18 protein-coding genes and 1 pseudogene are annotated in these 25,901 nt (G+C 39.3%); 5 read left to right on the top strand and 14 right to left on the bottom strand.

Translation table 11 applies throughout. From position 1 onward, the window contains the following. Positions 1-66 precede the first annotated feature (66 nt). From ACHFIZ_RS10000 to ACHFIZ_RS09980, 5 genes and pseudogenes are all read right to left on the bottom strand, one after another. Entirely contained in the window at positions 67-420 is a 354-nt protein-coding gene (locus ACHFIZ_RS10000) for a hypothetical protein (protein ID WP_410885367.1), read from the bottom strand. 357 nt (positions 421-777) lie between these two features. After that, positions 778-1,077: pseudogene (locus ACHFIZ_RS09995) on the bottom strand (FMN-binding negative transcriptional regulator); the annotation flags it as partial. Between the two features lie 179 nt (positions 1,078-1,256). After that, a complete protein-coding gene (locus ACHFIZ_RS09990) occupies positions 1,257-3,962 on the bottom strand; it encodes an outer membrane beta-barrel protein (RefSeq protein ID WP_410885365.1) in 2,706 nt (901 codons plus the stop codon). A gap of 9 nt (positions 3,963-3,971) precedes the next feature. After that, positions 3,972-4,997 carry a FecR family protein gene (locus tag ACHFIZ_RS09985; protein ID WP_410885363.1) on the bottom strand — a complete coding sequence of 342 codons (1,026 nt, stop codon included), beginning with the start codon at positions 4,995-4,997 and terminating at the stop codon, positions 3,972-3,974. An 80-nt stretch (positions 4,998-5,077) separates the two neighbouring features. Next, positions 5,078-5,692 carry an RNA polymerase sigma factor gene (locus ACHFIZ_RS09980; RefSeq protein WP_410885361.1) on the bottom strand — a complete coding sequence of 205 codons (615 nt, stop codon included), beginning with the start codon at positions 5,690-5,692 and terminating at the stop codon, positions 5,078-5,080. Positions 5,693-6,260: 568 nt separating this feature from the next. Here ACHFIZ_RS09980 and ACHFIZ_RS09975 point away from each other — a divergent pair. The 4 genes from ACHFIZ_RS09975 to arsB are packed head-to-tail and all read left to right on the top strand — an operon-like array spanning position 6,261 to position 8,637. Then, the gene (locus ACHFIZ_RS09975) at positions 6,261-6,590 is read left to right on the top strand and encodes an ArsR/SmtB family transcription factor (protein WP_410885359.1); all 330 of its coding nucleotides are present in this window, start codon (positions 6,261-6,263) and stop codon (positions 6,588-6,590) included. A 58-nt stretch (positions 6,591-6,648) separates the two neighbouring features. After that, positions 6,649-7,119 (top strand): DUF6428 family protein, encoded by a 471-nt coding sequence (locus ACHFIZ_RS09970; RefSeq protein ID WP_410885357.1) that lies wholly within the window; start codon positions 6,649-6,651, stop codon positions 7,117-7,119. A 15-nt stretch (positions 7,120-7,134) separates the two neighbouring features. Continuing rightward, the gene (locus tag ACHFIZ_RS09965) at positions 7,135-7,548 is read left to right on the top strand and encodes an arsenate reductase ArsC (RefSeq protein WP_410885355.1); all 414 of its coding nucleotides are present in this window, start codon (positions 7,135-7,137) and stop codon (positions 7,546-7,548) included. Between the two features lie 3 nt (positions 7,549-7,551). Continuing rightward, on the top strand, positions 7,552-8,637 hold the full coding sequence (gene arsB, locus ACHFIZ_RS09960; RefSeq protein WP_410885353.1) for an ACR3 family arsenite efflux transporter: 1,086 nt from the start codon (positions 7,552-7,554) through the stop codon (positions 8,635-8,637). A 34-nt stretch (positions 8,638-8,671) separates the two neighbouring features. Here arsB and ACHFIZ_RS09955 read toward each other — a convergent pair whose 3' ends face one another. Continuing rightward, positions 8,672-10,735, bottom strand: a complete 2,064-nt coding sequence (locus ACHFIZ_RS09955) for a right-handed parallel beta-helix repeat-containing protein (RefSeq protein WP_410885351.1) — start codon at positions 10,733-10,735, stop codon at positions 8,672-8,674. 309 nt (positions 10,736-11,044) lie between these two features. Here ACHFIZ_RS09955 and ACHFIZ_RS09950 point away from each other — a divergent pair, with 309 nt between their 5' ends. Beyond that, positions 11,045-13,507 (top strand): TonB-dependent receptor, encoded by a 2,463-nt coding sequence (locus tag ACHFIZ_RS09950; RefSeq protein WP_410885350.1) that lies wholly within the window; start codon positions 11,045-11,047, stop codon positions 13,505-13,507. Between the two features lie 74 nt (positions 13,508-13,581). Here the strand turns inward: ACHFIZ_RS09950 and ACHFIZ_RS09945 are convergent, their stop codons facing one another. The 8 genes from ACHFIZ_RS09945 to ACHFIZ_RS09910 form a co-directional block, all read right to left on the bottom strand. Beyond that, on the bottom strand, positions 13,582-14,907 hold the full coding sequence (locus ACHFIZ_RS09945) for a glycoside hydrolase 5 family protein (RefSeq protein ID WP_410885348.1): 1,326 nt from the start codon (positions 14,905-14,907) through the stop codon (positions 13,582-13,584). Positions 14,908-14,963: 56 nt separating this feature from the next. Beyond that, complete coding sequence (locus ACHFIZ_RS09940; protein ID WP_410885346.1) at positions 14,964-17,288, bottom strand: DUF2309 domain-containing protein; 2,325 nt, start codon at positions 17,286-17,288, stop codon at positions 14,964-14,966. Beyond that, complete coding sequence (locus ACHFIZ_RS09935) at positions 17,285-18,712, bottom strand: proton-conducting transporter membrane subunit (protein ID WP_410885344.1); 1,428 nt, start codon at positions 18,710-18,712, stop codon at positions 17,285-17,287. The genes ACHFIZ_RS09940 and ACHFIZ_RS09935 overlap by 4 nt, the downstream gene beginning before the upstream one ends. Before the next feature lie 145 nt (positions 18,713-18,857). Continuing rightward, a complete protein-coding gene (locus ACHFIZ_RS09930; protein ID WP_410885342.1) occupies positions 18,858-20,210 on the bottom strand; it encodes a dihydroorotase in 1,353 nt (450 codons plus the stop codon). Next, positions 20,211-21,230, bottom strand: coding sequence for an L-threonylcarbamoyladenylate synthase (locus tag ACHFIZ_RS09925; protein ID WP_410885340.1), 1,020 nt, complete (start codon positions 21,228-21,230; stop codon positions 20,211-20,213). 230 nt (positions 21,231-21,460) lie between these two features. After that, entirely contained in the window at positions 21,461-22,849 is a 1,389-nt protein-coding gene (locus tag ACHFIZ_RS09920; RefSeq protein ID WP_410885338.1) for a TolC family protein, read from the bottom strand. Beyond that, positions 22,839-24,203 (bottom strand): HlyD family secretion protein, encoded by a 1,365-nt coding sequence (locus tag ACHFIZ_RS09915; RefSeq protein ID WP_410885336.1) that lies wholly within the window; start codon positions 24,201-24,203, stop codon positions 22,839-22,841. Before ACHFIZ_RS09915 ends, ACHFIZ_RS09920 begins: the two co-directional genes overlap by 11 nt. 8 nt (positions 24,204-24,211) lie before the next feature. Next, a complete protein-coding gene (locus ACHFIZ_RS09910) occupies positions 24,212-25,900 on the bottom strand; it encodes a peptidase domain-containing ABC transporter (RefSeq protein ID WP_410885334.1) in 1,689 nt (562 codons plus the stop codon). Between the last annotated feature and the right edge of the window lies 1 nt (position 25,901).

Raw genomic sequence — 25,901 nt, 5'->3', positions numbered from 1 at the left:
GTTTATGCACGTTTCAATAATTACACTCCATGCCCTAATTTTTTAAGTAAGAGACTCAAATTTTAACTACCTCAACCCTAAAGTCACACCACTGCTTTCCTCACGAATTTCACTTTCAGAAATAATTTCAAAGGTATAGGTGCCGGAATTTTGTTCAGTTTTAACCTTTATTTTGGACCCATTTATCTTGTAGGTGCCACCATATCTAATATCACCACCTGGATTAACTTCGGCAACGCCATTATGTTGCAGCGTTAAAGCCCAACCACCATCATAGGCATTCATTGGTATATGGCCAACTTCCCTATATTCCTTTACTTCATTTACTTCTAATTTATCCTTTTTACAACCGGTAGTCGTAAGGATGAACAAAAACAACACAATTGGTAAACAGCTAGCTTGTAATAGTTTTAGTTTCATAATCAAAATTTATAGGTTTTTATCAAAGTTGTTTCACTTAGAATTCTATGCTTAGAATTCTATGCATTGGATTAAACGATTAAATAACTGATAATGCTACACTTACGATACAAGACCTTGCGGTTTGTCAGGTAACCAGGGAATAGTGATAGGTTAAATTTACAGAAGAACCTAAAACTAATAACCCTTTTGTGCTTAGGTAACCTTTGGCCCTCATACAGCGTCTAATTCCGAACAAATAATATGATAGTCCGTTCCATCTTAATCTTATTTATAATTTCGACTTACATTCCAAATGTATTTTCTCAAGAAAGGAATAACAAAAACAAGATAGCAGAGGTTGAAAACGGACTACCATTAGGCGTAGTCTTTCAAGATAGTTCTGAGATAAAATATATTATCATTGATAGAATGCAGTTCTACAAAGTACCATCGGGTGTCTATCGCTGTTGTCGATGATGGTAAATAATATGGTCTAAACCATATGGTAAACGCGAGGCAACGTCTGTCAGCACCGCTGACTAAAGTACAACCTCCATTGACATGTACTGCATAATAATTGCAGGTCTGAACGCTTTCAAACTTATCATAGTGTTTAGGCGATATGTAGGCATGTGGCTCAGCAAAAATGACAAGTACTTTTTGACCTTCAATGTTCTTCCACTGCGGAGTATAGTTTGTACTTTAGTTAGCCCATGCGGTGTAATTAATTGGAAAAAAGATATTGTCTATTATAAATAATTCCTAATATTTACCGGTATAATTGGAAGTTCGCACTTGCTATCTTTATTATTAGGAAATTCGTTTCATTTTATAATGAAACAGGCCTTTTATGATCATAATCTTTTTAAAGCATCTTCATTACCTAGCTTCGCTTCGTTTTTGTTAATATGTGATTTTCCGAATTTATAGGTAAAACCAAGATAAATCCTTTTGCTGTCAGTATTCACTCTTTCCGCACTACGAAAACTTCCGTAATCCCTTGATATCAGGTAATCATTCCGTTTAAATACCAATTCATTTCCTCCGAGTCTCATTTGACCCTTTCCTTCCCATAAACTGAGCAAAAAGGATGCGTCAACATTTTTATTTCCTGTGTTATGTGAAAGATCCTGAACATAATCAGTCCAGTAATAGGCATCCACCTGAATTTTGAGCTTACTAGAGAACTTAAATATATGTGATGTTTTAAAATCCGAATGTAAGGCAGACAATTTATATTGCTGTCCAAGGACCATGCCTCCTGCCTGATTATATCCTATGGGTGTACCGCTGTTGATAGTTTGCCACCAATTATTAATCTGTAAAGGATAGAATAGATAGAGGGAAATATCTGAAGCACTTTTTAAATTTTGCCTCGTGAAGTAAGTCACTTTTGTTGTGACATCCTGCTTAACCGGGAATAGTCCGATCAACCCCTTGTTTCTCGTATAACTTACGGACAGGTTGAGTTTATTGACATTTGCATTTAAGGCGTATATATTATCAAATCCCGGAGTCAGCGCCGGATTACCTTGCTCAATGGTATATTGATTAATAAATACAATATAGGGTACCAGCTCATAATAGGGCGCACGGCTAATTGTTTTTTTATAAGATGCCGAAAGGTCTATAACCTTACTCAACTTATGCTGGTACAACAATGTTGGAAAGATGTTTGTATACTGTTGTCGGAAATGATCTCCAAAATTTGCTCTGGTATCCTCCAGTCGTACACCCCCTTGTAATTTAACATTTGTCCAACCCACAGAAAAAATACCATAAACTGCACCAATAGATTCCTGAAGTGTATTCTGACTAGAGAATTCAGAAACCTGTTGCATCTGTCCACTTCGGTCATCCTCGTAATACACACTCGTTGTTGAATTAGTTTTTTGAAATTTTATTCCGGTTTCAAACTTCCAACGGTTATTAAACTGATGGATGTAATCTGCCTGCCCAATGTAAACATCTATAGCACCTTTGTTCCTGGTCTGATATATAGCTGGGGTTCTGATCAGATTGCCTGCTCCATTATAAAGTGTCGATGGAAAACTTTGAAACATATTCCTCTGCCATGGGGTGAAGGTTGCTAGCATTGTTAAGTCATTCTTACCGGAATCAGACATTAAATGATAATTCAAGTTGTAGGTAGAAGAATTAGCCTTTTGATTAAAAACAGCGCCTGTAAGTGAAACTGAGTCTGACATGGCGTTCTGTCTTCCAAATTCATTTCTTGTAGCCCAGGGTCCTTCAAATCTGAAAATGTTTGCATCTGCGAAAAACCCTATAGTCTGATTATTACCCAATTGATAATCTATGCTGGCTTGAACGGAAAACATGTTATTATGCGAAAGACGTGTCCAGTTATTTGACATATAATAAGCTGGTTCTGTAGGGTCTTGAAATCTGGCGGAAGTCACTCCAAATAAGTTATCACCTTTAATAATTCCTCCATTTGCATAAACAGTCAAACGGTTACGTTTATAGGTCGCAGATAAGTTTGTGCTGCCGTTGGCATATTTTCCAGTTGAGGCATCAACGCGGAAGTTTCCGGTAAAACCTTCAATTTGACTTTTTTTAGTTATGATGTTAATCACTGCCCCATAAGAAGCATCGTATTTAGCTGAGGGTTGTGTAATTAATTCAAGTTTCTGAATGTTTCCTGCAGGCATAGTCTGTAAAATATTTTCAAGGGAAACATCTGGCACAGGCTTACCATCAATTAAAATCATTGTTTTTTTTCCTTGCAAGCTTACACTGTTATCGACAGATATCCGCACGAAGGGTGCCGACCTGAGCAATTGTAAAGAATTACCGGTAGCCATTGCACTGTTTTCGACATTAAAAATCAGTCTGTCGCTTTTCGTTTCTACAAGTGGTCTTGTAGAAGTGATCTTTACTTCTTTTAAAGTTTCTTCAGAAGCCCGCATGGCGATAGGCTCAATAGTAGCTTGGACAGCCCCCCCGACTGTAAATGGTTTGGTTGTGTAAGGATACTTTCCAATCGTGGAGATCCTGATCTTGTAAGTGCCCGCCTTAATTGCTGTAAAATTGAAATTACCATCTGGATCTGTTAAAGCATTCTCTACCAGGGAAGAATCTATGGCTGTCAGTAAGGTTACTGTTGTAAAGGCTAATGGTTTCTGGTGCTCGTCTAATACCCGCCCTCTGACCTGATCCTTTACTAATGAATCCTGCCCCAGTAACTTTAAGGCTGTTATCTGCTTTGTATTAGAAACTGTCGGGGCAGGTTTCGGAAATATGGAATAGTTCAGCACATCCACCTTATACCAGGAAAGGTTTAGTGGAACTAATAAACTATTAAGAACCTCAGTGATTGATTTTCCTTTGTGTAAGCTGGCATGGTATTTCACTTTTTGATGGGTAACATTAGCTTCTTCGTATAAGAAGTTGACTTTATACTGTGCTGCTAGTGCAGTAAGTACACTCGCCACGGATTGAGATGCTTCGGCAGGTTTTACTTGTCCTATCGCGGCAGTGGAACTGAAAAGGATAATACAGATTAAACTGATTATTCCAATTTTTAAGTGCTTTCTCATAACTCTCAATTATTTAGCTTTAATGATGAGTTCATGAGATGCCTTATTTGGCGTAATGCTGAGGTTTAAAGTCCTTGCAATTGTCTCAAAGAAAACCATTTCATTCTTGGAACTCATTGTTCCCGAAAGTCTCCTTTTTAAAATCTTGGGATCATCTACGCTGACTTTATAGCCATAGATGTCTTCGAAATAATTAAATATCTTAGATAGCGGAACATCCCTGAAATACAGCTTTCCGTCTTTCCATGAAGTGTATTCTACTACGTTAGTAGGTTTCTTATTTAATTTTCCGCCTGCATATTCTACGATATCTCCAGGGACAAGAATTAACGATTTTTCTTCTTGATTACGAAGAACCAAACTTATTTTTCCATCCAGTAGGGCAACTTCTGTCCTGCCTCTTCTGTCATTTACATTAAAGGAGGTACCAATTACTTCTACATTCAACGCGCCAGTGTGTACTACAAAACGCTGATGATCTTTAACCGGCCCATTTTTATGAAGATGGTTTACCCTCAAGAATGCTTCTCCTTCAATCCATACTTCCCTGATTTCATTGTCTTCCCAACTTCTATCATATTTGATATTAGAATTTGCATTTAAGGTCACCTTAGATCCGTCTGGTAAATTCACTATTTGCATCTGGCCATATGGTGTCTGAATAGTTACCTGCTGGAAGCTTGAATACAGGAGACCTACTGCGAAAAGTACACCAACTAATATGGCTGCTGCAGCATAAGAGGACCAAAGTCTGAACTTTCTAACTGGTATGCTACTTAGCGTAGTTCTGGCCGCAATTGTGTTCCAAAGTTCTTGTTGTTCTTTTTTATCCAGTATTTCAACTTCAAAACGCAGGGACAGTACGATCCTTTTGGCCTCTGCGATAATTGAGGTTAAGCTGGGGTATGCTTTCTGGATACTAATCCATTTGATGTCCAGCTCGTCAGTGGGTTGACTAACCCATAGCATAAAAGATTTGTCGTTAATCAGATCATTCAGCGTGTAGGATTGGTAATCACTTAATTGTTTCTTCATCTTAACTGCTTTGATCCTATTAGCTGACAATGACCCGTTTTACCCCACGATATCGATTTTATTTTACAGTCTATTGTTAATCAGCTAATTAATTTCAGATTCAACACAAAATAAAGCACTAATAGATCTTCTTTTGATAAATTTTCGCGTAAAAAGTTTAGCGATCTCGCCATTATCTTATAACTGGCCTTAACTGTAATGCCCATAACTTCTGCGATCTCCTCATAAGACAGCTGCTCATAAAATTTCAGGAAAATTGCCTCTCTTTGCCTGGCTGTAAGTCCTGAAAGGGTTAGTTGTAGCTGTTCACAAATATGTTTGCGATTTTCATCATCAATAAGTGCCTCTTCGATATTAAGGCAGACACTAAATTCATAGTCTTCCGCTTCATCAAACTCACTGTTCTTTTGCAACTGAGATACTTTTCTAAGAATAAGATTTCTGAAAGATTTGTAGAGGTAATTTTTAATATGACCCGGATTTCCAATTGAATTCCTGGATGTCCATATCTGTACGAACAGTTCTTGAATGCAGTCTTTAATCAGGTCTTTATCCCTGGAGAACTTCGCACCATAGTTATAAAGTCCTGCAGAGTATTGTTGGTAAAGATGGGAAAAAGCGGCCGTGTCTCCGGTCTTAAAGGCTTTCCAATGCCTATCTTCTGACTCGCCTAAATTAAAATATGGTGTTATCAATTGTCTTGTTTGCAGCTAAAATACAATTTTTAGGCTGTTATTGAACAGGCCGGGCTTGTAAATGTTTGTTGATATATGTATCTACCTTCTTGTAGGGATAAGATCATTTCGTTGCTTAGCTGTTCGAGAATATAAATTTAAGTCTAATACACTTATCTCAACGTGACGATACTTCAGCTTGGTGGTTCTGTAAGCGCTATCAAAAAATGGTGGAATTCTGATAAATAAATAAACTGTTCTGCTTTTAAAGGAGAAACGGCACAGCTCTTCAGCACCTACACGAGCTATTTCTTTCCATGCTGAAATAATGCGATTTAAGGCCATATTGATCGGGTCTAGCCTGCCGGATCATATAGGTTTATGCGCTGCTTGATGAAAAGTGCGTAACCTTTTGTTTCATTTGCAAATCTTTCAATTCGTTCTGCTTGCCCCCGTCTGGCACGGGGCTGTAGAGTTGCAAACGTAAGCACATTCGTTACCCAAGTTGATCCATCAATTTCCCCCTTCTTAAATTCTACTAAATTATCTTGTTATTTATTAATAATAATCGTAATATTGCAATATAAACATGGGGCTTACAAAAACAGAAATATTTACAGCGGAGCAGAATCAGCTTTCACAGCTTTTAAAAGCTATATCACATCCAGCTCGTATCGCTATTTTGCAAAGAATTCTGATTTCTAATACCTGCATTTGTGGTGATTTGGTAGAAGAATTAGGATTGGCACAGGCTACAATATCTCAACATTTAAAAGAATTAAAAAATGCCGGAATTATACAAGGTACTATTGAGGGGGTGAGTGTTTGCTATTGCATAAACCCAGAAACCTGGAAGCTAATGGAGAAACAAATCATGACATTCCTTACTGCATTTAAAGGTCCGGCAAGTTGCTGTTAGCTTTTTTTGTGTATATCAATCGTAAAATTGCAATAATGTAGTATATAAAATACCAATTATGAAATTATCCGAAATAAAAACCTATTTGACTGAGGCTGAAAGTGTAAATTTTAAATTAGAAAACGGCACACAAGTTCCTGAACACTTCCATGTAACTGAGGTTGGTGTTGTCACCAAAGATTTTATTGATTGCGGTGGCACGGTTCGTCATGAAAAAGTAGCCAACTTTCAGCTTTGGGATGCCAACGATTATGAACATCGTTTAAAAGCAAGCAAACTGCTTAACATCATATCGCTCTCAGAGAAAGTATTAGGGATGGAGGATCTGGAAATAGAAGTAGAATACCAGGCTCAGACTATTGGTAAATACGATTTGGGTTATGATGGTAAAAACTTCATCCTTATTACCAAAACAACAGCCTGCCTTGCATCAGATAAATGTAGTATACCTGAGGTAAAAGAAAAAGTTCAGTTGAAGAATCTTGGTACTTCAGGATCCGTGTGTACACCAAGTGGCGGTTGCTGCTAGTTAATTATAGATAAAATGAAGAAAATATTAGTGCTATGCACAGGAAACAGCTGCCGAAGCCAGATTGCAGAAGGATATTTAAGACATTTCGCTGGAGAGACAGCGGAAGTTTATAGTGCAGGTATTGAAACGCATGGCGTCAATCCAAAGGCTATTGAAACGATGAAAGCTGATGGAATTGATATTTCAGCACATACCTCCAATAACGTCAATGAATACATGGATATCGATTTCGACTTTCTGATCACAGTTTGTGATAATGCAAAAGAAAGCTGCCCTTATTTCCCAACTCAGGCGAAAAAGTTTCACTATAATTTTCCCGATCCGGCAAAAGCATCGGGCACCGAAACTGAAGTCCAGGAACAATTTAAAGTGGTAAGGGATATGATTAAGAACTATTCAAAAGATTTCATCAAAGAGAATATATAAACGATGTCTGCAAACCACTGTGCACCTGCTGTCGAAAGAAGAAAACTTAGCTTTCTAGACCGGTACCTTACCTTATGGATTTTTTTGGCGATGGGTATCGGTGTTGCTACCGGCTATTTTCTTCCATCTTCTTCCGGATTTATAAACTCCTTCTCCAGCGGAACCACTAATATCCCATTAGCTATTGGACTGATTTTGATGATGTATCCGCCACTTGCCAAAGTGAAATATGAAAAAATGGGAGAGGTATTTAAAGATACTAAAGTGCTGAGTGTTTCGCTTGTCTTGAACTGGGTGATCGGCCCACTTTTGATGTTCTTTTTAGCGATTATTTTTTTAAGAGATTATCCTGAATATATGGTTGGACTAATCCTTATTGGCCTTGCACGTTGTATTGCGATGGTAGTAGTTTGGAACGAACTGGCAGAGGGAAACAGAGAATATGCAGCTGGCCTTATTGCCCTTAACAGCATCTTTCAGGTATTATTATATAGTGTATTTGCTTACCTCTTTATTACCGTTTTGCCGCCCTTTTTTGGCCTGAGGGGCCTCGAAGTAAACATCACCATTTCAGAGATAGCCAAAAGTGTAGGGATCTATCTGGGGCTTCCCTTTGCAATGGGGATCATCAGTAGGTACGGGCTTATTAAATTGAAAGGGGAAGACTGGTTTCAAAACAAGTTTATCCCTCTGATTTCCCCAATTACGCTGATTGCCTTACTTTTCACCATTGCTATTATGTTTAGCCTTAAGGGGGAATTAATTGTGCAAATCCCTATGGATGTAGTGAGAATCGCTATACCTCTTGTAATTTATTTCTCAATCATGTTCGTGATCAGCTTTTTTGCTGGTCGTTACTTTGGCGCAGATTATTCGAGGAGCACCTCAATTGCTTTTACAGCGACGGGGAATAATTTCGAACTGGCCATCGCTGTGGCTATCGGCGTTTTTGGAATCAATTCCGGACAGGCTTTTGCAGGCGTTATTGGTCCATTGGTAGAGGTTCCTGCACTGATCGCCCTAGTGAACCTTGCTTTTTACTTCCGTAAGAAATATTATCCATCAAAAATCTTAGATACCACACCATAATGAGAATTGCACTCATAGGATACGTTTACATACTTTATCTTCTAAAAAGCCCCTCAAAATGTTTTTCGACTACTTTACCTAAAATCGCTTTTTGAGTCCAGCTTTTGTCGCCGTATACACCTGCATGATTTGCGTTGAATAACTTGAAATTTATACTTTGTAGTGCAGATTTATTTGTCGGCTGATTGTTAATTAATCGCGGATCTGCCAAAACTGAATGCTCATCCTTCCCACTTTTTTGCCATTGCTCTATAGGTAAATTGCCAAAAGTAATTTTCTTATTTGTTGTATTCCAGTAAAGATTGTAATCTGATTTAAAATTGGCGGTGCTCCAATTGATACCGCTTAGTGCTCCCGCCCCATAAACTATGATATTATTTGTAAACGTAAAGCCAGTATGTGGTTCTACTCTAGTCGCTTCTAATTGTGCCAGCTGCTGGTTGTAAAAGATATTGTTGCGAACAGTGTTGTCCTGCCCATAATGCTGATGAAATGCCGCACTTTTGCAGTTGTAAACCAAGTTATTTTCAAGTAAAATACCGGTTGATCCTTCGTCAGTATAGAGTCCCCAACCTCCGTATCCTTTAGAGAAAATATCGTGTAGAACATTGTTCCGTAGTACGGTGCCTTCCGACTTCCCGAGTGTGTAGATGCCGCCCATATCACTTAAGATACCCCATCCAAGATGATGGATATGGTTGTAGGAAATGTTATTGTTCTTAGCCAGACTCTCGCCGTAACCCCAAGTCCAACCAACAGAAATGCCTGTATAAATGAAGTCTGCAATGTCATTGTGGGTTATGGTGTTATTGCTCGACTGGAAAATAATCAGCGCAGCAGCAGAAGGAAAAACCTTTGAGCCACTCTGCATAATGCAGTTGTTTATTCGGTTATGATGGGTCTGCATAGCTTGGTTTTGAACAATAGATTGCTCCCCAATTTTAACTGCATTGGCACCCAAGTCTTTAAACAAGCATTGTTCCGCAGTGATGTAGGAACATCCTCTTCGAATCCAAAGTGCAGACTGACCAGTTTTGGTAATGCTACAATTGCTGAAACTGATGTTATCGGAAAAATCTAACACAATTGCCGCCTGTGTATTGGCTGCTGCCTGTACAGGCTCAATGCCGGTTTGTGGCATTGTGTATTTAGTCATCTCGAAACTCAATCCCTTGAAATTCAGAAATGCCACCTTACTGCCTTCTGATCCTTTAAAAACTAAAAACTGTTCGATAAAAGGTGTAGTCGCGATAGTAGTTTTTGGTTGTTCTCCCGGCTTTGGCCTATAAATAATGCTTCCATCCTGATCATAGTACCATTGTCCGCCGTTTTTTAATGCAGCGCTTACATTTTCAATCGCTATGGAGCTTAGTTTATTTAGCGGATTCCAGGATTTTATCTTATTTCCACTGATGTAAAATGCTGAATCTGCCTCGCTGTAGCTCAGGATTTTTTTTCTGCTGAAATCCCAATTGTGGTAAAAAGTTACTATGGCTTGATGTAAATCTGACTGGGATATCTTACTGAAATAACTAACCTGTTCTTTATTCAATTTGACCTTGATGATAGCGGAATCTACCCCGGCTTTACCTGCGTTCATGATTTTCTCAGTTACACCTGAAGGGGAGAAATAGCCACTATCGGGATATCTAGATCTTGGAACACGCAGCCCATTGATGAAGAGTTGCTCCGGTTCTCCATTCCTTTTGACTTTTGTCGGGACCTGGATAATCCAATTGCCGTCGGATTTAACTTTAAATTCCTGCAGTCTTATTCCGCCAGTAAATATAGACAAATTCGTTTTTTCTGCCAGGTAAGAAATGGGATGTTCCTTTGTCCCCGAATCTTCTGCTGTAAAGTATATTGATTCAGTGACAGAATATATACCGCTTTTAAAGATCACATTTACAGCCTCAATTAGTTTGCCTGCTTTTTTAAGCTTCCTGATCATATCCCGCGCAGCGATAAGCGTAGCCAAAGGCTTTTGTACGGTACCAGGATTGGAATCATTGCCTTTGGGTGAAACATAAATGTTTAAGGCCAATAGTTGCTGGCAAAAGAAAAGACCTGCAAGAAGAAATATTGCTTTAAGTTTCATAGTACCAAAAAGTATACTTAAAGGTACAATATTTTAGGGCAGTTCACATTCGCTCAGATCACAGGTGAGATAAATATTGGTATTCAAATAAGTGATCGGTTATTCACACTATCTTTTTATTTAACTTTAAGCGATAAGTTGCTACATATGACTCCTATATTTTTCAGTATTTTTTTGGTACAACGAGTATCGGCTTGCAGGTCGAAATGCGGCAGGCTTATCTAAATTTGCTTAAGGCAAGTAAATGAATAGGATGGATTACACAAATGGCAAATAGGTTGCGCAACAATATTTAAAAACAAATTAAAAATGAAATTCTTTGCTTTAAAAACTTTAATGGTTTCTTTTACCATGTGCCTCGCAATTAGCTCTGCTAATGCCCAAAAAACAGGTAGTGTTAGCGGAACAATTCTCAAAAAAAATAACAAACAATCTTTGGTTGGCGCAACCATAAATATTGTAGGCACAAATTTATCAGCTGCCACTGACTCTAATGGAAGGTTTAGAGTTCTAAATATCCCAGTTAAAACATATAACCTTATTGTTAGCGCTGTGGGTTTTAAGACAATTTCACTCTATAATATTGTTGTAAACAGTGGTAATGAAAATGTTTACACGGTCGAACTTGAGGAGGACGCAGCAATATTGGCAGAAGTAAACATTACAGAAAACAAACGCAGTGTTATTGCAGCCTCATTAGAAACACCACTAAGTGTTCAGCGGTTAACTGCCGAAGAAATAAGAAGTAATCCAGGAGGTAGTTTTGATATTAGCAAAGTAATTCAAACCTTGCCTGGGGTAGGTGGTGGGCAACAAGGAGGTTCATTCCGTAATGATATCATCATTCGTGGTGGTGCCTCCAACGAAAATGTATTTTATCTAGATGGCATCGAAATACCAGTGATTAACCACTTTCAAACGCAGGGCGGAAGTGGTGGCCCACAGGGAATTCTAAATACGTTTTTTATTGAGGATGTAAAACTTAGTTCTTCTGCATTTGATGCCCGATATGACAACGCACTTAGCAGTGTATTTCAATTTAAACAAAAAGTTGGTAACGCAAACAAATTCCAAGGCAATGTTCGCGCAAGTTTGATCGAATCCGCCATTACATTGGAAGGGCCTTTATCTAAAAATAAAAAAACAACCTTTTTAGCATCTGCCCGAAAGTCCTATTATCAGCTACTTTTTAAAGCACTTAACCTTCCATTTCTGCCGGATTTCTGGGATTTTCAAACAAAAATCACTCATAAAATCAATGATAAGTTGACCCTCAATTTTATTAGCATTGGTGCTATTGATGATTTTAGATTTGTTCCAATAGATAATGTTTCTCCAGAAAAATTATATCAAATAAGTTCAAGTGCAACTATACAGCAATGGAATTACACTATGGGCGTGTCTCTAAGAAAAAGCCTCGATAATGGCTTTTGGAATCTAGCTTTAAGCAGGACAAGATTCAATAATAATCTTCAAAAATTTGAGGATAATGAAAACCCAACTCCAGCAAGTCAAACCTTAGATTTTGTAAGTAATGAAACAGAAAACAAATTGCGGTTTGATATCAATGAATTTAAAAATGGATGGAAATTATCCTATGGAGCATCCACCCAGCTGGCAGAATATGACAATAACACATTCGCGGTACTTAAAAAAGAAGTTAGAGATACAAGCAATAACATCATACAACCGGGTGTAAATCAAAATTTTTCAAGCCCATTAAATCCTTTTCTGCGCCTGGGAGCTTTTTTACAGGTAAGCAAAAGAGCATTGAATGACAGGCTAGGCATAAGTGGCGGTGTTCGAACAGATATAAACACATTTACCAAAGGTGGGATGAATGGTTTACAAACCTTATCCCCCAGAATTTCCTTTAGCTATGTTTTAACCCCTAAATGGACAGCAAATGCATCTACCGGTATCTATTATAAATTGCCTGTTTATACCCTTTTGGGTTATTCCAATAATAATAATGTGCTGGTAAATCAAAATGCAAAATACACACGATCAACCCACTACACCTCTGGGTTTGAGTTTTTACCAAACGATGGGTTACGCTTTACCTTAGAAGGTTTTTATAAGCAATACGGAAATGTAGCTGTATCTTTAAGGGATGGAATTTCATTAGCTAACCTTGGAACTGATTTTACAGCGCTTGGCAACGAGGCGGTAAACACAAACGGAAAAGGTAAAGCCTACGGCATTGAGTTTTTTGCACAGAAAAAGTTAACGGAAAAATTCTTTGGTATTCTTTCTTTTACCTATTACCGCAGTTTGTATAGCGGAATCGATAACAAACTGATTGCAAGTAGCTGGGATAATCAACAGCTATTATCCATAACAGCCGGTTATAAGTTTTCTAGAAACTGGGAACTGGGTTTAAAATTTCGCTACCAGGGTGGAGCACCTTACACACCATTTGATGAAACTGCTTCTAGATTAAATTACTCCTCACAAGGAAGAGGAACCTTGGATTTTGCACGACTGAATACACAACGCTTGGGAGGCTTTAACAGCAGCGATGTACGGATAGATAAAAAAATTAATTTGAAAAAAACTACCATTGATGTTTTTTTAGATGTCACCAATTGGTATGTCGCGAGAAATCCAGCTATACCAGAATATACCTGGCAAAGGGCAGCCGATAATAGAACCTTTAAAACTACTGACGGCCTAGCGATTAAAGCTGATGGAAGTAATGCCATGCCAACAAATGTAAAAAATGATGAACCCCAGGTAATTCCTACAATTGGTGTAGTTTTTGAATTTTGATTTTATCCCCAAGATCATGCTAAAAAATGCGATTGCAAGATTCTGTATCCCTCAGCCCGGCAAATATCTCTAAGTTATTTCTTCCCTATTTTATCCATTTTTTCAGTGTACGTTTTAATGACATTAATGGTACTGCTGTCAGTATCATAAACAGAATACCATCCCTGTGCTTCATGCGGAGGATCGCCTATAAAATCGTCACCAGCTTTCCAGAAACCGTCGGGCACCCTGGGACGCCCCTCGCCTGCCCATGCCCAGAAATTTACTCCCGCAAGTTCATTGTCTTTTTTATTGGCTCTAATAAACACCTCTTCAAAAATTCTGGCGTAGTATTTATCTCTTATAGATGTCTGTGATGTTGCTTCATGGCTGTTCAAATCTCTTGAAATACCAAACTCTTCTAAAACCAACGGCTTATTTAACTTTTTAGCGATTTCGACATGCTCTTTAATATAATTCAGCGCATAATCAACAGATGGCTGATAGGTTTTATCGGCCCTTTTTGGGTCATAGAAGTTCCAGTTTTGCACCCATATGTGCATGGTTGTATAATCAATATATTTGCTGGAATGATCGTTTTTAAGATTGGTGCCTGATGCTACATCATCTGATGTTTTACCCTCGCTTCCTGTTGTTACCAAGTGGTTTTGATCTAGATTTTTTATAAAACCGGCAGTTGCATCTACCCATTTTAAAAAGTCAGGAATATTATTTACACCCCGGGGCTCATTAGCCAGTTCCCAAGCCATAATGGTCGGATCATCTTTGTAAGCAACTTTAGAAACAGAGTTGATCCGATTTATGATAAACTCGATATGTTTATTAAACGTTTCAACGGCCTTTTGATTAGAATAAAATTTAGCCGTGAATTCAGCGTATTTGCCCCAGTCGCCATTGGGATGTGGCGGTGGATATGGAATAGAGTCAGCAGCACCAGCCCAAACTAAGTACTGCCCCATGCCGCCCGACCATGGCCAAAAGTCATTTAGGCACATAACCGCTTTCATATCCCTTTTTTTCATCTCATTTAAAAGGAAGTCAAGACCCTCTACAACATCCTGATTATACTTACCAGGAGCGGTTTGCAATGATGGAAGCATTCTCCAAGGCTCAGTATCTGGCCCTTCACTTCCAGCAACAACACGCAGATTTCGCACACCCATAGCGGATAGGCGATCGAGTTCCCTAATTAATCGCTCTCTATCACCTCCTGCACCTTTGGAGCCAAGGTTCATACCGTACCAAAAATTGGTGCCCAGATAGTAGTATGGCTTTCCATTTATTTCGAATGCGCTGTTTTTAACTTTAACAAAGCCATTTTGATCTTTTTGCCTTTCCTTTCCGCTATTACAAGCAAAAAATAAGAGGGAAAAAAACAGAAGTAGATAATTCTTAATCATGCTTGAAGATTAGCTAAAGATATATAGTCAATTAGATGAGTAATAATACAAATTTTTTATATCAATGACCAATTCCCCGTATTTTTATAAATACTCATTTGATTGTTCTCCATAGGATCCATTACCATCAAGTATATCCAATTGTTAACTAGTAAGGATTTCAACTGACTATTTCGTTCCAAAATTTCCGACACCCTTTTTAAAGGTGCCTCGATAATAACTGACAATCTCAGAGGTTGATGAAACATTTCTTTATCTGCACGATTAACCGACTGGAGTGGAAGCCCTCTCTTTAAATCTCCCCCATTTCCCTGAACAACACCAAATTTACCGGTTACATTGTGCGTGATTTTGGACCCTCCACCGAACCTATCGTTGTCTACCGTTGAAAAGTAGTAATGGTTATTTATCCATTGGGTGACCACCATTGGGCCTTGCATAATGCCTTCCAGAAATTTTCCTTCCGCATCTAATCTCCAGTCGTAGGAATGTAGAAAGCATCTGCTCTCTAAGTCAATTTCTTTAGTAATATTGCGTGGACCGATTACAAATCCAGCATTGTTGGCTAAACCCCACTCCGGTCTTGTTTCTGCCCAATTTGAAGCATTTTTTATTGCCTTCTTAATGCCATGACTTTTTACCGCTAGCCTTTCTGAGATCGCAGACTGTTGTACGGCTGCTAAATCGACCTTTAACGCTTGTATCGCTTTGAGATGTGAACCCGGAGCTTCAGCGTCAAAAAGGATGATTTCGTCAGTAGTGGTATTGTGTTCTGCACCAATAAAAAAAGTATTGTCTGGGATATTGATATTGAACTCTTCTCGGAGCGCAGTCTTAACTTCCGGTAAATTGGCCAGTTTGGCCAGCATTCTCGCGTTGTGACGACCAGGACTTGCCGCGCAGGCTCCACAATCCAGGCTTGAACCGAAAGGATTATTCGCAGAGTGACTTGCATGACCAGCAAAAACAACTAGTGGCGCAAACGTATTCCATCCGAGAAGGTCAAAGGCTGATTTCACAATTGCTACTTTATCTTCTGTCGAAATCCCTGCAACTTGATTAGGAGTGGTGTCGTTTGAATGGATTTGCGGTTCACAGATCTGTTCATGCTGAACTTCATATCTACCAGCAATCAAATGATATTCCACCGGAAAAAGAGTCCTCCATACCATCTTGAAGCCGTATAGGAGACCTGCTCCTTCCACATAACCAAAAGCAGAAGGCAACATATTCTTCATACGACTGGACAAGAACGCTAAGAATTTTGAGAACTCATTTTTTTGTAGGAATTGGGTGAATTCCTTTGTCTTACCTGGCTGAGCGGTTTCTGAAATGGTATATGCAGAGGCAACGATGGGCGGACATGACTTACGTACTAATCCAGTACCTACCTCCATGTAATCTGTGGCTATTCCAAAAAAGCCTGCATAACCAAAGGTTTCATAATTATTCGTCTTCTCTATATGTCTTCTTATCAATTCTGATCTGGTATCAATGCAAAACACCATTTGGACAAGTGAATGAGGCTCTTTTTTAGATTGAAGTCCTAAGTCGGTTAAATTGGACTGCAACTTAAACCTCAATTGATTTTGGAATGTTTTTTCCCACGCTCTTAGCCAGGCATGCTGTACTTCAGTAAATTTAGATCTGATTTCGGAAACAGGATTTCTACCAACAATTTCACCATAGAGATGATTTGCCAGCCATAAACGAACAGCGAGGTATTCTTCTAAATTGATCGGATATTTCTGCTGCCAGGCTGAATTTTCGACCAGTCGATATTTGATATATCCTGTCCAACCAGGAAGTGCGGCAATATGTTGCTTAAAAATATCCAACTGTTCCTGCTCTGAAAATAAACTCAAAAGAGAACTCAGCATTTCAGTAGCCGTTTCAGGTATTTGTCCGGTCGATATAACTCCAATTTCCTGATCATATTTCGCCAATTCTCGCCATGCCTTATAAAAGCCTTTGGATCTGCCGGGCATTTCCCATTCTGCCATACCCTCGTCCAGAAAAACACCAAGCCATTTCGAAACTATCCTGTCTAGTTGATGCGTGGCATTTTTAGTGGTTGAAGTTCTTTCCGCCTCCATTTCTTTTAGGTAAAATTCGGGTTGCTGACACAGACCAGCTTTATTTAACAGATCCTGAAGTATGGCCTTGTCTATTTTTCCGCAATCCCATGCCTGGCGAAACAAGTATGCTTCAGGTAAGGATGAACCACCCATAAACTTATTCGCCTGTTGCGTAGCATCTTCGAAAGATAATCCCTCATAACCAGATAGCGGATTGGAAGTTACAAAGGCATATAACGGCCAAGTTTTACCCACTATAGCGGAAGCTTCTTCAATTTTACCAGTAAAATCTTGCTCGATCATATAGATTTTTTATTAAACATTAAAATTGTTTTTTTAAAGGGTTGAGATACGTTTAACAGCATTACATATACAAAAGGTACTTTTCGATATACACCAAGCTTCATGATAAAAAAGCATAGGAGGAAGGCTACACCAAAGGAAATTTGCAGGAAAGAAAGTGAAGACGGCACTTCTACATTGGGCATTCCTTTCATTACTTTGGTTACACCATTGTATATTAAGGCATAGCTAACGATGCCGGAAAAGAACAATACTATGGGTAGAAATAACTTTTGAAAGGCTTTCATAGTCTTCTGTTTCACAATATTATAAGTGGCCTGACCAACAGTAATCGCCACAATAAGTGTTAAGAAAATACTACTGTTAACTGAAGTTCCTTTACCGGTAAGAGCAGCAAAAAGTAGTGCTCCCAGTAGACCCATGACGACAACGGCTATTGCCTGCAATGGCTTTATATGTAAAAAAGCCGGCTTTTCTGGAGCAGAGGCTTCAATATTTTCACCCGAAGAGAGGAATAAATAGGCCTTGTAAAAGCCGTGCAGAATCAAATGGACTACGGCTGCGTTGAAAAATCCGAGTCCACATTGCATGATCATAAAACCCATTTGAGCAATGGTGGAGCAAGCAAGTTTCTGCTTAACTGTTACTTGTAGGAGCTTAGTGAACTGGGCAATTATTGCTGTAATACCTCCTATAACAAACAAAATGGTCAGCGTTCCAGTTGCAAAAAAAAGCGTGGAAAATAGCGTGAGCAGAATACCGGCCGCATTAACAAAGCCAGCGTGCATCAAGGCTGATGCAGGGGTCGGAGCCGTCATTGCCGAAAGTAACCAACGGTGGAAAGGGTAAATCGCCGACTGTATAATGGCCGCAAGTATGATAAGGCAGGCAGAGACTAACAATATGCGTGAAGACAAAGTTCCCAGACCTGCCGTTATTTCACTTAAGCTAAAACACCTACAGTTATAAGCCAATATTAAAATGCCCAAGGCTAGGAAAAGTGTTCCGAGCCCAAAATATCTGAAGCTGAATTTTGATGCTTCTTGAGCTTCAGCCCAATCCTTATCTGCTCCAATTAGTTTAGCCATAAAATAACCCATTGCAAACCAGCACAGAATAAATAGTCCAATATTGTCGCTGGCTACAAATAACATGACTGAAATTGTAAATCCCAGAGTTAGACGAGTAAAACGGGCATGAAATTTAAACCCCTGAAGGTAGGTTTGACTGTAACTATTAATCAGTGCACTGAAAAAGCTCACGACGGTCCATATCAATATCGTAAAACTGTTGACGCGGAAAATTCCAGAAATACTCCAGTCAATCTCGTTAGATTTTACTATCAAATAACTGATGTTTGCAAGGAACAAAATCCATAGAGAGCTATTAATAAATTTAGATAAATGATTTTCGCTTGTTGTCATTAACTGATTTAGTTTATATTAATGTTATATCGACCGCAAACTTCAGCAGTTTTTACCATATATTTATATATATATATTCTATGATATACATAAATTATATTAATGATATAATCCCTTTAATAAAAATCTTAATCAATATATTCAGCTACCTAATTTTTGAAAAGATGAGTCTCTTCCCTTTTCTACTTTCATTAAATAATCCTTGGTCATATACCAATACCCCATTGACAAATGTTTTAACAATCTGACTTTTAAAGCATTGGTTTTCAAAGGGTGACCATTTACACTTAGAAAGTATATTAGTAGAATTTACTGTCCAGGGGCTATCGTTATCAACCAGTACCAAATCTGCGTAATACCCTTCTCTGATAAATCCGCGTTCTTTAATCCTGTAAATATCTGCTACGTTGTGGCACATTTTCTCGACGATGGTTTCTAGACTTATCTTACCTTGGTGATATAGCTCTAGGGCTGTTGGCAACGCGTGTTGAACCAATGGGCCACCTGACAGTGCATTGAAATAGTTTCCTTCTTTTTCTTGTAGCGTATGAGGTGCGTGATCTGTGGCTATGACATCTAGCCTACCCGCTAACAGGGCAGATAAAAGGCCGTTTTTATCGTTTTCAGATTTAACAGAGGGGTTCCATTTTATTTTGGCTCCCAGCCTTTCATAATCCGCATCTGAAAACCAGAGATGGTGGATACAAGCCTCGGCTGTAATGCGTTTTTTGCCAACAGGCAATTGATTATCAAATAGATTTGCCTCTGCAGCCGTGGAGATATGAAATAAATGAAGACGGTTATTCCACTTTTTGGCTATTTCCAGAACACACTTTGTAGCGCTTAGGCAGGCCTCTTCATTTCTTATCAACGGATGAAATTTGAAAGGTATATCCTCATGGTATATTTTTCGGTACTTTTCAGTATTCTGGCGGATTATGACATCATTCTCACTGTGTAGCGCAACCAGTGAGTTAGTTCTCGAAAAAAGCTTCTCGAGGAAGTACGGGTAATTAGCTAAAATACCCTCTTCATTATTGAAGTAAAGACCGTCATCTGTTATTCCACAAACCTTTTCGTTATCAGTTTTTAAAGCCTCCTCAAGATTATCCTTAGCTATACCCATAAAAAAAGAATAATTAGCAAGTGAACTTTCGGATGCCAGCGTATATTTTTCTTCTAATAACTGCTGGGTAAGTGTATTCGGTAGTGTATTCGGCATATCCATATAAGACGTAATCCCACCTGCGACAGCTGCCTTGGATTCAGAGAAAATAGTTCCCTTATGAGTTAGTCCGGGTTCCCGAAAATGTACCTGATCATCAATAATGCCTGGTAATACATAAAGGCCTTCAGCAATAATTTCATCGTACAACGTTTTGCCGGGTAGTGCTATAACAGACTGGATCTTTTCAATTCTTTCGTTGGACAGGAAGATATCACTAACTACAACCTTTCCCTCATTTACCACCTTTGCATTCCGAATAACAGTTTTCATCTATTTTCTTTTTGATGCCCTTTCAAGCCGGTCATTGATTGTTTTACCCAAATCGTTATCTGGAAATTTCTCGGCAATAATTACATCTAGGTTTAGCCTGTCCAAACGGTGCATCGCACTAAATAAGTTGCTTGCGGCCTCTGTAATATCCCCATTTGTTGATAGTATTTCTTGATGGATTATCCCGTTATCGACAAGCCTATCTTTAAACACAAGAAGGCCAATTTTTCTTCCGTCAAAGATTTTAACCGTTTGGTTCACATTGTTGGTTACATGCAAATCTGTACGAGGGGCATAATGACGGGAGAGCATTCCAGGCGCATTTGGTCTGCTATCACTATTAGTCTGGAGGGCTAATGGTCCGATTACTTTTTCTATTTCTTCTATTGATAAGGCACCGTGCCTATATAAAATGGGTTGATTATGTTCAAATCCGATGATGGTTGATTCTATTCCTCTCACACATAAACCGCCATCCATAATAACTTCAATTTCTTTATTAAAATAATTTTGAACATGTTGGGCAGATGTGGGACTTATGCAGCCGAATGGATTTGCACTTGGTGCTACCAAAGGAAAATCAAGTTGCGCTAATAAATCCAGCGTCAATAAATGATTAGGAACCCTTACCGCAACGCTTTCTCTACCTGCTGTTACACTATCAGGTATACAATCCCGCTTTTTTAACACTAAAGTTAGCGGACCTGGCCAAAAATATTCAGCTAATTTTAATGCATCGGGAGGAATATCTTTTGCAATTTCATTTAAATAAGCGAACGATTTAATGTGAACAATCAAGGGATTATACTCGGGTCTCTTTTTTAGTGCGAATATTTTTTTTATAGCAGTTTCGCTAAAAGCATTACCTGCCAACCCATATACTGTTTCTGTGGGAATGGCAATTAATTTATTTTTTATTAATGCGTCTTTCGCCTGTTTGACATTTGTGGTTATTTCCATATGTTGATCTTTTTCTAACCACTTTAACCCTGGTTTTCCGACGGCATAAAATCCGATCATTTGGTCTTAAAGTTGCGTAAGTTTCCTGTGAGAGCCTATCTTGTTTCAACAACAGGCGATAAGTGTAAGATCCTATTATTATGGGAACTGAAGCGAAAAATTGATAGTAAGGAAGATCTTTGATAAAGAAAGACATCACCAAAAAAAAGATCATAAATACCGAACCTAAATAAATTTTTGTTTGTAGTCTCATCATAAAACCTATTTATTATTTATACGCGCACTTTTAATCATTTGATTAAGCCGCCCACAATCCATTCCCCTTTCAACCAGTTCTTGCGGATCTTATTCTCTGTCTCTATCAATTTTTCCTGTATTTCTAGTAGTTTACTTTCCCTGGCGTTCACCAGGAACAAAGAGCTGTCTCCAAACTTAAACCGCAGCTCCTCACCTTCCAACAGCTTCTGGTTTGCTTCCAGCGATTGACGGATCAGAACAAGCTGAGATCGAAGCGTCTCTTTTTCTGCGTTATTCTGATTTAGTTTAACGTTAAGGTCATTTCGAACCAAACTCTCTTCCAGCCGTGTATCTCGTAGCTTTATTCTGGCCTCGGCCAGCTCGCCTCTGGCCGTGGCAAAGGTCAGCGGAAAGGCTACCTGAATCCCAATCTTATTGTTGTTTTGCCCGTAAGGAACGTTCAGATTTCTAAAAGCATTAGAACCGCTGTTTAAGATTCCTAATTGCAGATCAATTGTGGGCCGAAGATTCTCTGCCTTTAACCGCCTTTCAATTTCCAGATCGCGAAGTTTAAATCCGTAACTGATTAGTTTAGGGTTATTGTTTATAGATGCATCCGGGTTACCTGGCAATATGACTGCAACACGCTGAGGAACTATGCTTAGTTTTTGAGGGTCAACAGGCTGGTTTTCTGGCAGCCATAAAAATGAGCTGATTTCGTATAAAGAATTCTGCAATTCTAATCGAGCCTCCAGCAACTGCACCTCACGCTGTTGCAATTGGGTCAGGGCCTCAACAGTATCAATTGCCGGTCGGTCGCCTCCAGAAAGCCCTTCCTTTACTGCTTGATACCGCACCGTGGAAAGCGCCAAAGCCTGTTCAAAAACCTGGCTAATCCTGTATTGATTCTGCCAATTCAGATAAGCCTCTCCCGCCTCAAAAACCAAGTCATTTAAGATGCGCAACTGCTCATTGGTAGTGGCTTCCGTAAAGATCCGGGCTTGTTTCATGACTGCCCGGCGTTTATCCATTAGTAGTCCCTTTCCTAATGATATATTTAATCCTACGAAGCTTAGCCCTTCCTGCGGTAATTTATTCTCGGGGTTAAGGTAAGCACCCTCGGCCTCAGAGAAGTTACCCTTTAATTCTACACCATACCAAAGTGGCAACTTTACCTCTGGCGTCGAAAAACGGTAATAATTGGTACCACCAAACCGTTTTTGATCGTAATTGTAGGAAAGCTTTGGTTCAAAATTGCCCCAAGCCTGCAACAAACGTGCTTTAGCAAGACTATTGTTCAGGTTTGCCCTTGCCACGATTGGATGATAGGTCATCAGTACCTCCTTAAACTGACCCCAGCTTAATGTATCCACTACCGTCTGGCCAAAAGCAGGTATAGCGAAATTTAACGTCAAAAGAACAGCGAATAGTTTATTTTTCATCTTTATTCTTGTCCTTTTTGTTATCTCCTGCAGTGTTGACTGCCTGGTAAAATTCGGGAGGGAATCCATTTAACTTTCTCCAAAGTTCATATACTATAGTTACGTCTTTCAATAAAGCAATTCCCTTTGCACCAGAACCATATCTCAATTGTTCGGGCCAGCTTTTTTCGCTTTCATCGGGTACTACCCATGCCCTAAATTTACCGCCTATACTGATAGATGGATTAACGGCGGCTATCTTTCCTCCGAAAGTACCGTATGATGAATTTGGCCAACCGGAAAATACAATCGCAGGAAACCCGTCAAACTGTAGTCTTACCTTCTGCCCTTTGTTCAATAAGGGCAAATCAACGGGTTCTACAAAGATCTCTACGGCCACATCAAAGACAGTGGGTACAATCTCCAGCAAAGGGTCACCTTCTTTTACCGTTTCGCCGATCCCTGCCTTACTGGCTTTTATAACCTGTCCGGATTGCGGCGCAGTGATCACATAAAAATTTCGTCTCATGCGGTAGTTGGCCAACTGATTTTGTAGTTTAGCCACTTCACTTCTCGTAGAAGCCATCTCTGATAAAGTGGAAAAGCGATCTCCAGTCGCTTTTAATATTTTCTCAGCGTATTCCTGGCCAATGGCGGATTGCTCTATCTTTATGTTGAGTAGTTCATTACGACTATTATAAAACTTATTTTCGGCACTTATCTTCTTAGATACTGCATCTTGGTAAGCTTGCTGGCGCTGCTCAAACTCGACCAATGATTTCAGTCCGGCATCATATAACTGCTTCTGGCGGCGCAGCTGCTGGTCGGCTATTTTCAACTGGTTTTCTGCGGCCGCAAAACTGATACTATCAGACCCTACAAGTAGCGCATATTGTTTTATTTTATTAACCAGCTGGCTTAGCTTTAATTTTCTGGAATTCCCTAAAGCGGCCGATTGTGAGCCAGTAGCCTCGGCCTTGTCCTTATAAAATTCAATAGAAGCACCCTTGGCCTTGATCTGTTCGTCTACCCGGGTTAGCTGCGAAGGATCAAGGTAATCTTCTTTAATCTCGGTAATACGGACCAGGGTATCTCCTTTATTAACCAGATCCCCATCCTTTACGTACCATTCCGCAATTCTACCGGCAATAATACTGTTGATCTGCTGGGGGCGCTGCTGGGGGTTCAAGGTAGAAACCTGACCACCAGATTGAATATTCTGTGTCCAGGGCAGAAATAAAGCTACTACAAACAACACAATAAGAATGGCAATCCATTTATTGCTAACCTTGTTTCCAGGATGTTGTCTCATTACTCTTCCAAAAGCTTTAAACTTGCTAAATTGTGCGTAAGGTATTTTTGTATCTAAAAACATAAAATTGCTTAAATAGTATTCGGTTTCATAGATCCCTTTTCCATATAGATCCTGCGGTCGCAACGACTCGAGAAAGTTTCGTCGCTGGTTACCGCTATCATAGTAAATTCACTTGACGCTGCTGTTAAATAGCTGATTACCTGTTCCCGAACTGACGCTTCGATACCCATCCAGCCGTCTTCCATTAATAGCAGTGCTGGCTTCAAGATCAAGCAGCGGGCAAGCAGGATCTTCTGGATAATGTTGTACGACAGCTTTTTTCCCTGCGGATCTAAAAAAACCTGATAACCTTTCTGCTGGCCGTGTATATAATCTATAAGTCCTACAATCTTGCAAACCGCATCAAGTTCTTCCAAACCAACTGCTTTATTTCCTACGGTAATATTTTCGAACAAAGTGCCGCTGAACAATTCTTCATCGGCCAGCAATATTGAAACCCGCCTATGAAGAATATTTCCAGGAATCATTTTCAGGGGCATATCATTGTAAAGAATATTGCCTGAAAAATCATTATAAATACCTGCTAGAAGTCGTAATAGGGTGGACTTTCCGGAACCTTCTGGGCCCATAAGGCATATTTTTTCTCCGGAAAGAATATGTATATCTATTCCGTTGATTGCCGGTTTGTGATCAGGGTAACTGAAAGTGAGGCCGTTGATCTTGATATCCATGCCAGTTGTAATGGCCATCTGGTGATTTAAAGTTAGGGTATGTTCGTCATCCTGGGGCTTATCCAGTACTTTGTTTAATTTTTCTAATGACGTAAGAACATCGTACAGCACCTCAAGACTTAAAATCATTTTTTCAATAGAATTTAAAACAGTGATAATGATAATTTCAGCCGCAATGAACTGCCCAAGGTTAATCTGTTGCTTGATGAACAAAAAAGATCCAACGATTAAAATGGCACCGATGACGACCACTTTAAAAGCAATCATTACCCGGTACTGGAAAAGCAAAACAGAAAAATGAGCATCCCGCGACTCCAAGTACCCGGTAACCAGCTTATCGGTACGATCCAGGTGCAGTTCATGTTCCTGACCAAATTTAAAGGTTTTAATAGCTCTAGACACTTCCTCCAGCCAATGCGCCACGTCGTATTTATAATCTGATTCGGCCATGCTGGTGTTAAATCCTCTGGGGCTGGTAAGGTAAAATATCAGTACAACCAAGGTGATGATCATCAGGGCAAAAATGATAAATACCGGATGATAAAAACACAGCAGGGTTAGCCCGAAGAGAATCTGGATGCTGGCAGCTGGGAAATCAAGCAACAGCTTAGAAAAACCTTTCTGCAAGTTTGCAGTATCAAAAAATCTGTTCACTAGTTCGGGCAAATAATATTCATCGATGCTTAACAAACTAATCCTCGGAATACGATAGGCATAGGCGAAGGTTAGACGGGTGAAGATTCGCTGCTGGATCCGTTCGGTAATCCTCATCTGCCCAACTTGCAAAACCCCATTTAAGATTACTCCTAGAATAACCACCCCGATCAGAACAATTAGGGAAGTACTTACCGTGCCACCGAATAGCAAATTGGTAATTGCCTGTATGCCCAGCGGAAGGGATAAAAGAATGAACCCACTGATGACCGCATAAAAATATACATTCATTATTTCCCTGCGCTCAACATTTACCAGCTGGTAAAACCTGTAAATTGCTTTTCTAAGTGAATATTTTTTTTTTTCGTTCATT

Source organism: Pedobacter sp. JCM 36344, from assembly GCF_046546555.1.
In the GTDB taxonomy this organism is placed as follows: Bacteria; Bacteroidota; Bacteroidia; order Sphingobacteriales; family Sphingobacteriaceae; genus Pedobacter.
This window is presented reverse-complemented; position numbering and strand designations above follow the sequence as displayed.

Excerpts from the sequence above, each read along its gene's own strand:
- ACHFIZ_RS09975 (WP_410885359.1), top strand. The coding sequence starts at position 6,261 with ATGGGGCTTACAAAAACAGAAATATTTACAGCGGAGCAGAATCAGCTT.
- ACHFIZ_RS09920 (WP_410885338.1), bottom strand. The coding sequence starts at position 22,849 with ATGAAAAATAAACTATTCGCTGTTCTTTTGACGTTAAATTTCGCTATA.
- arsB (WP_410885353.1), top strand. The coding sequence starts at position 7,552 with ATGTCTGCAAACCACTGTGCACCTGCTGTCGAAAGAAGAAAACTTAGC.
- ACHFIZ_RS09940 (WP_410885346.1), bottom strand. The coding sequence starts at position 17,288 with ATGATCGAGCAAGATTTTACTGGTAAAATTGAAGAAGCTTCCGCTATA.
- ACHFIZ_RS09965 (WP_410885355.1), top strand. The coding sequence starts at position 7,135 with ATGAAGAAAATATTAGTGCTATGCACAGGAAACAGCTGCCGAAGCCAG.
- ACHFIZ_RS09945 (WP_410885348.1), bottom strand. The coding sequence starts at position 14,907 with ATGATTAAGAATTATCTACTTCTGTTTTTTTCCCTCTTATTTTTTGCT.
- ACHFIZ_RS09955 (WP_410885351.1), bottom strand. The coding sequence starts at position 10,735 with ATGAAACTTAAAGCAATATTTCTTCTTGCAGGTCTTTTCTTTTGCCAG.
- ACHFIZ_RS09925 (WP_410885340.1), bottom strand. The coding sequence starts at position 21,230 with ATGATCGGATTTTATGCCGTCGGAAAACCAGGGTTAAAGTGGTTAGAA.
- ACHFIZ_RS09930 (WP_410885342.1), bottom strand. The coding sequence starts at position 20,210 with ATGAAAACTGTTATTCGGAATGCAAAGGTGGTAAATGAGGGAAAGGTT.
- ACHFIZ_RS10000 (WP_410885367.1), bottom strand. The coding sequence starts at position 420 with ATGAAACTAAAACTATTACAAGCTAGCTGTTTACCAATTGTGTTGTTT.
- ACHFIZ_RS09990 (WP_410885365.1), bottom strand. The coding sequence starts at position 3,962 with ATGAGAAAGCACTTAAAAATTGGAATAATCAGTTTAATCTGTATTATC.
- ACHFIZ_RS09910 (WP_410885334.1), bottom strand. The coding sequence starts at position 25,900 with ATGAACGAAAAAAAAAAATATTCACTTAGAAAAGCAATTTACAGGTTT.
- ACHFIZ_RS09915 (WP_410885336.1), bottom strand. The coding sequence starts at position 24,203 with ATGTTTTTAGATACAAAAATACCTTACGCACAATTTAGCAAGTTTAAA.
- ACHFIZ_RS09985 (WP_410885363.1), bottom strand. The coding sequence starts at position 4,997 with ATGAAGAAACAATTAAGTGATTACCAATCCTACACGCTGAATGATCTG.
- ACHFIZ_RS09935 (WP_410885344.1), bottom strand. The coding sequence starts at position 18,712 with ATGACAACAAGCGAAAATCATTTATCTAAATTTATTAATAGCTCTCTA.
- ACHFIZ_RS09970 (WP_410885357.1), top strand. The coding sequence starts at position 6,649 with ATGAAATTATCCGAAATAAAAACCTATTTGACTGAGGCTGAAAGTGTA.
- ACHFIZ_RS09950 (WP_410885350.1), top strand. The coding sequence starts at position 11,045 with ATGAAATTCTTTGCTTTAAAAACTTTAATGGTTTCTTTTACCATGTGC.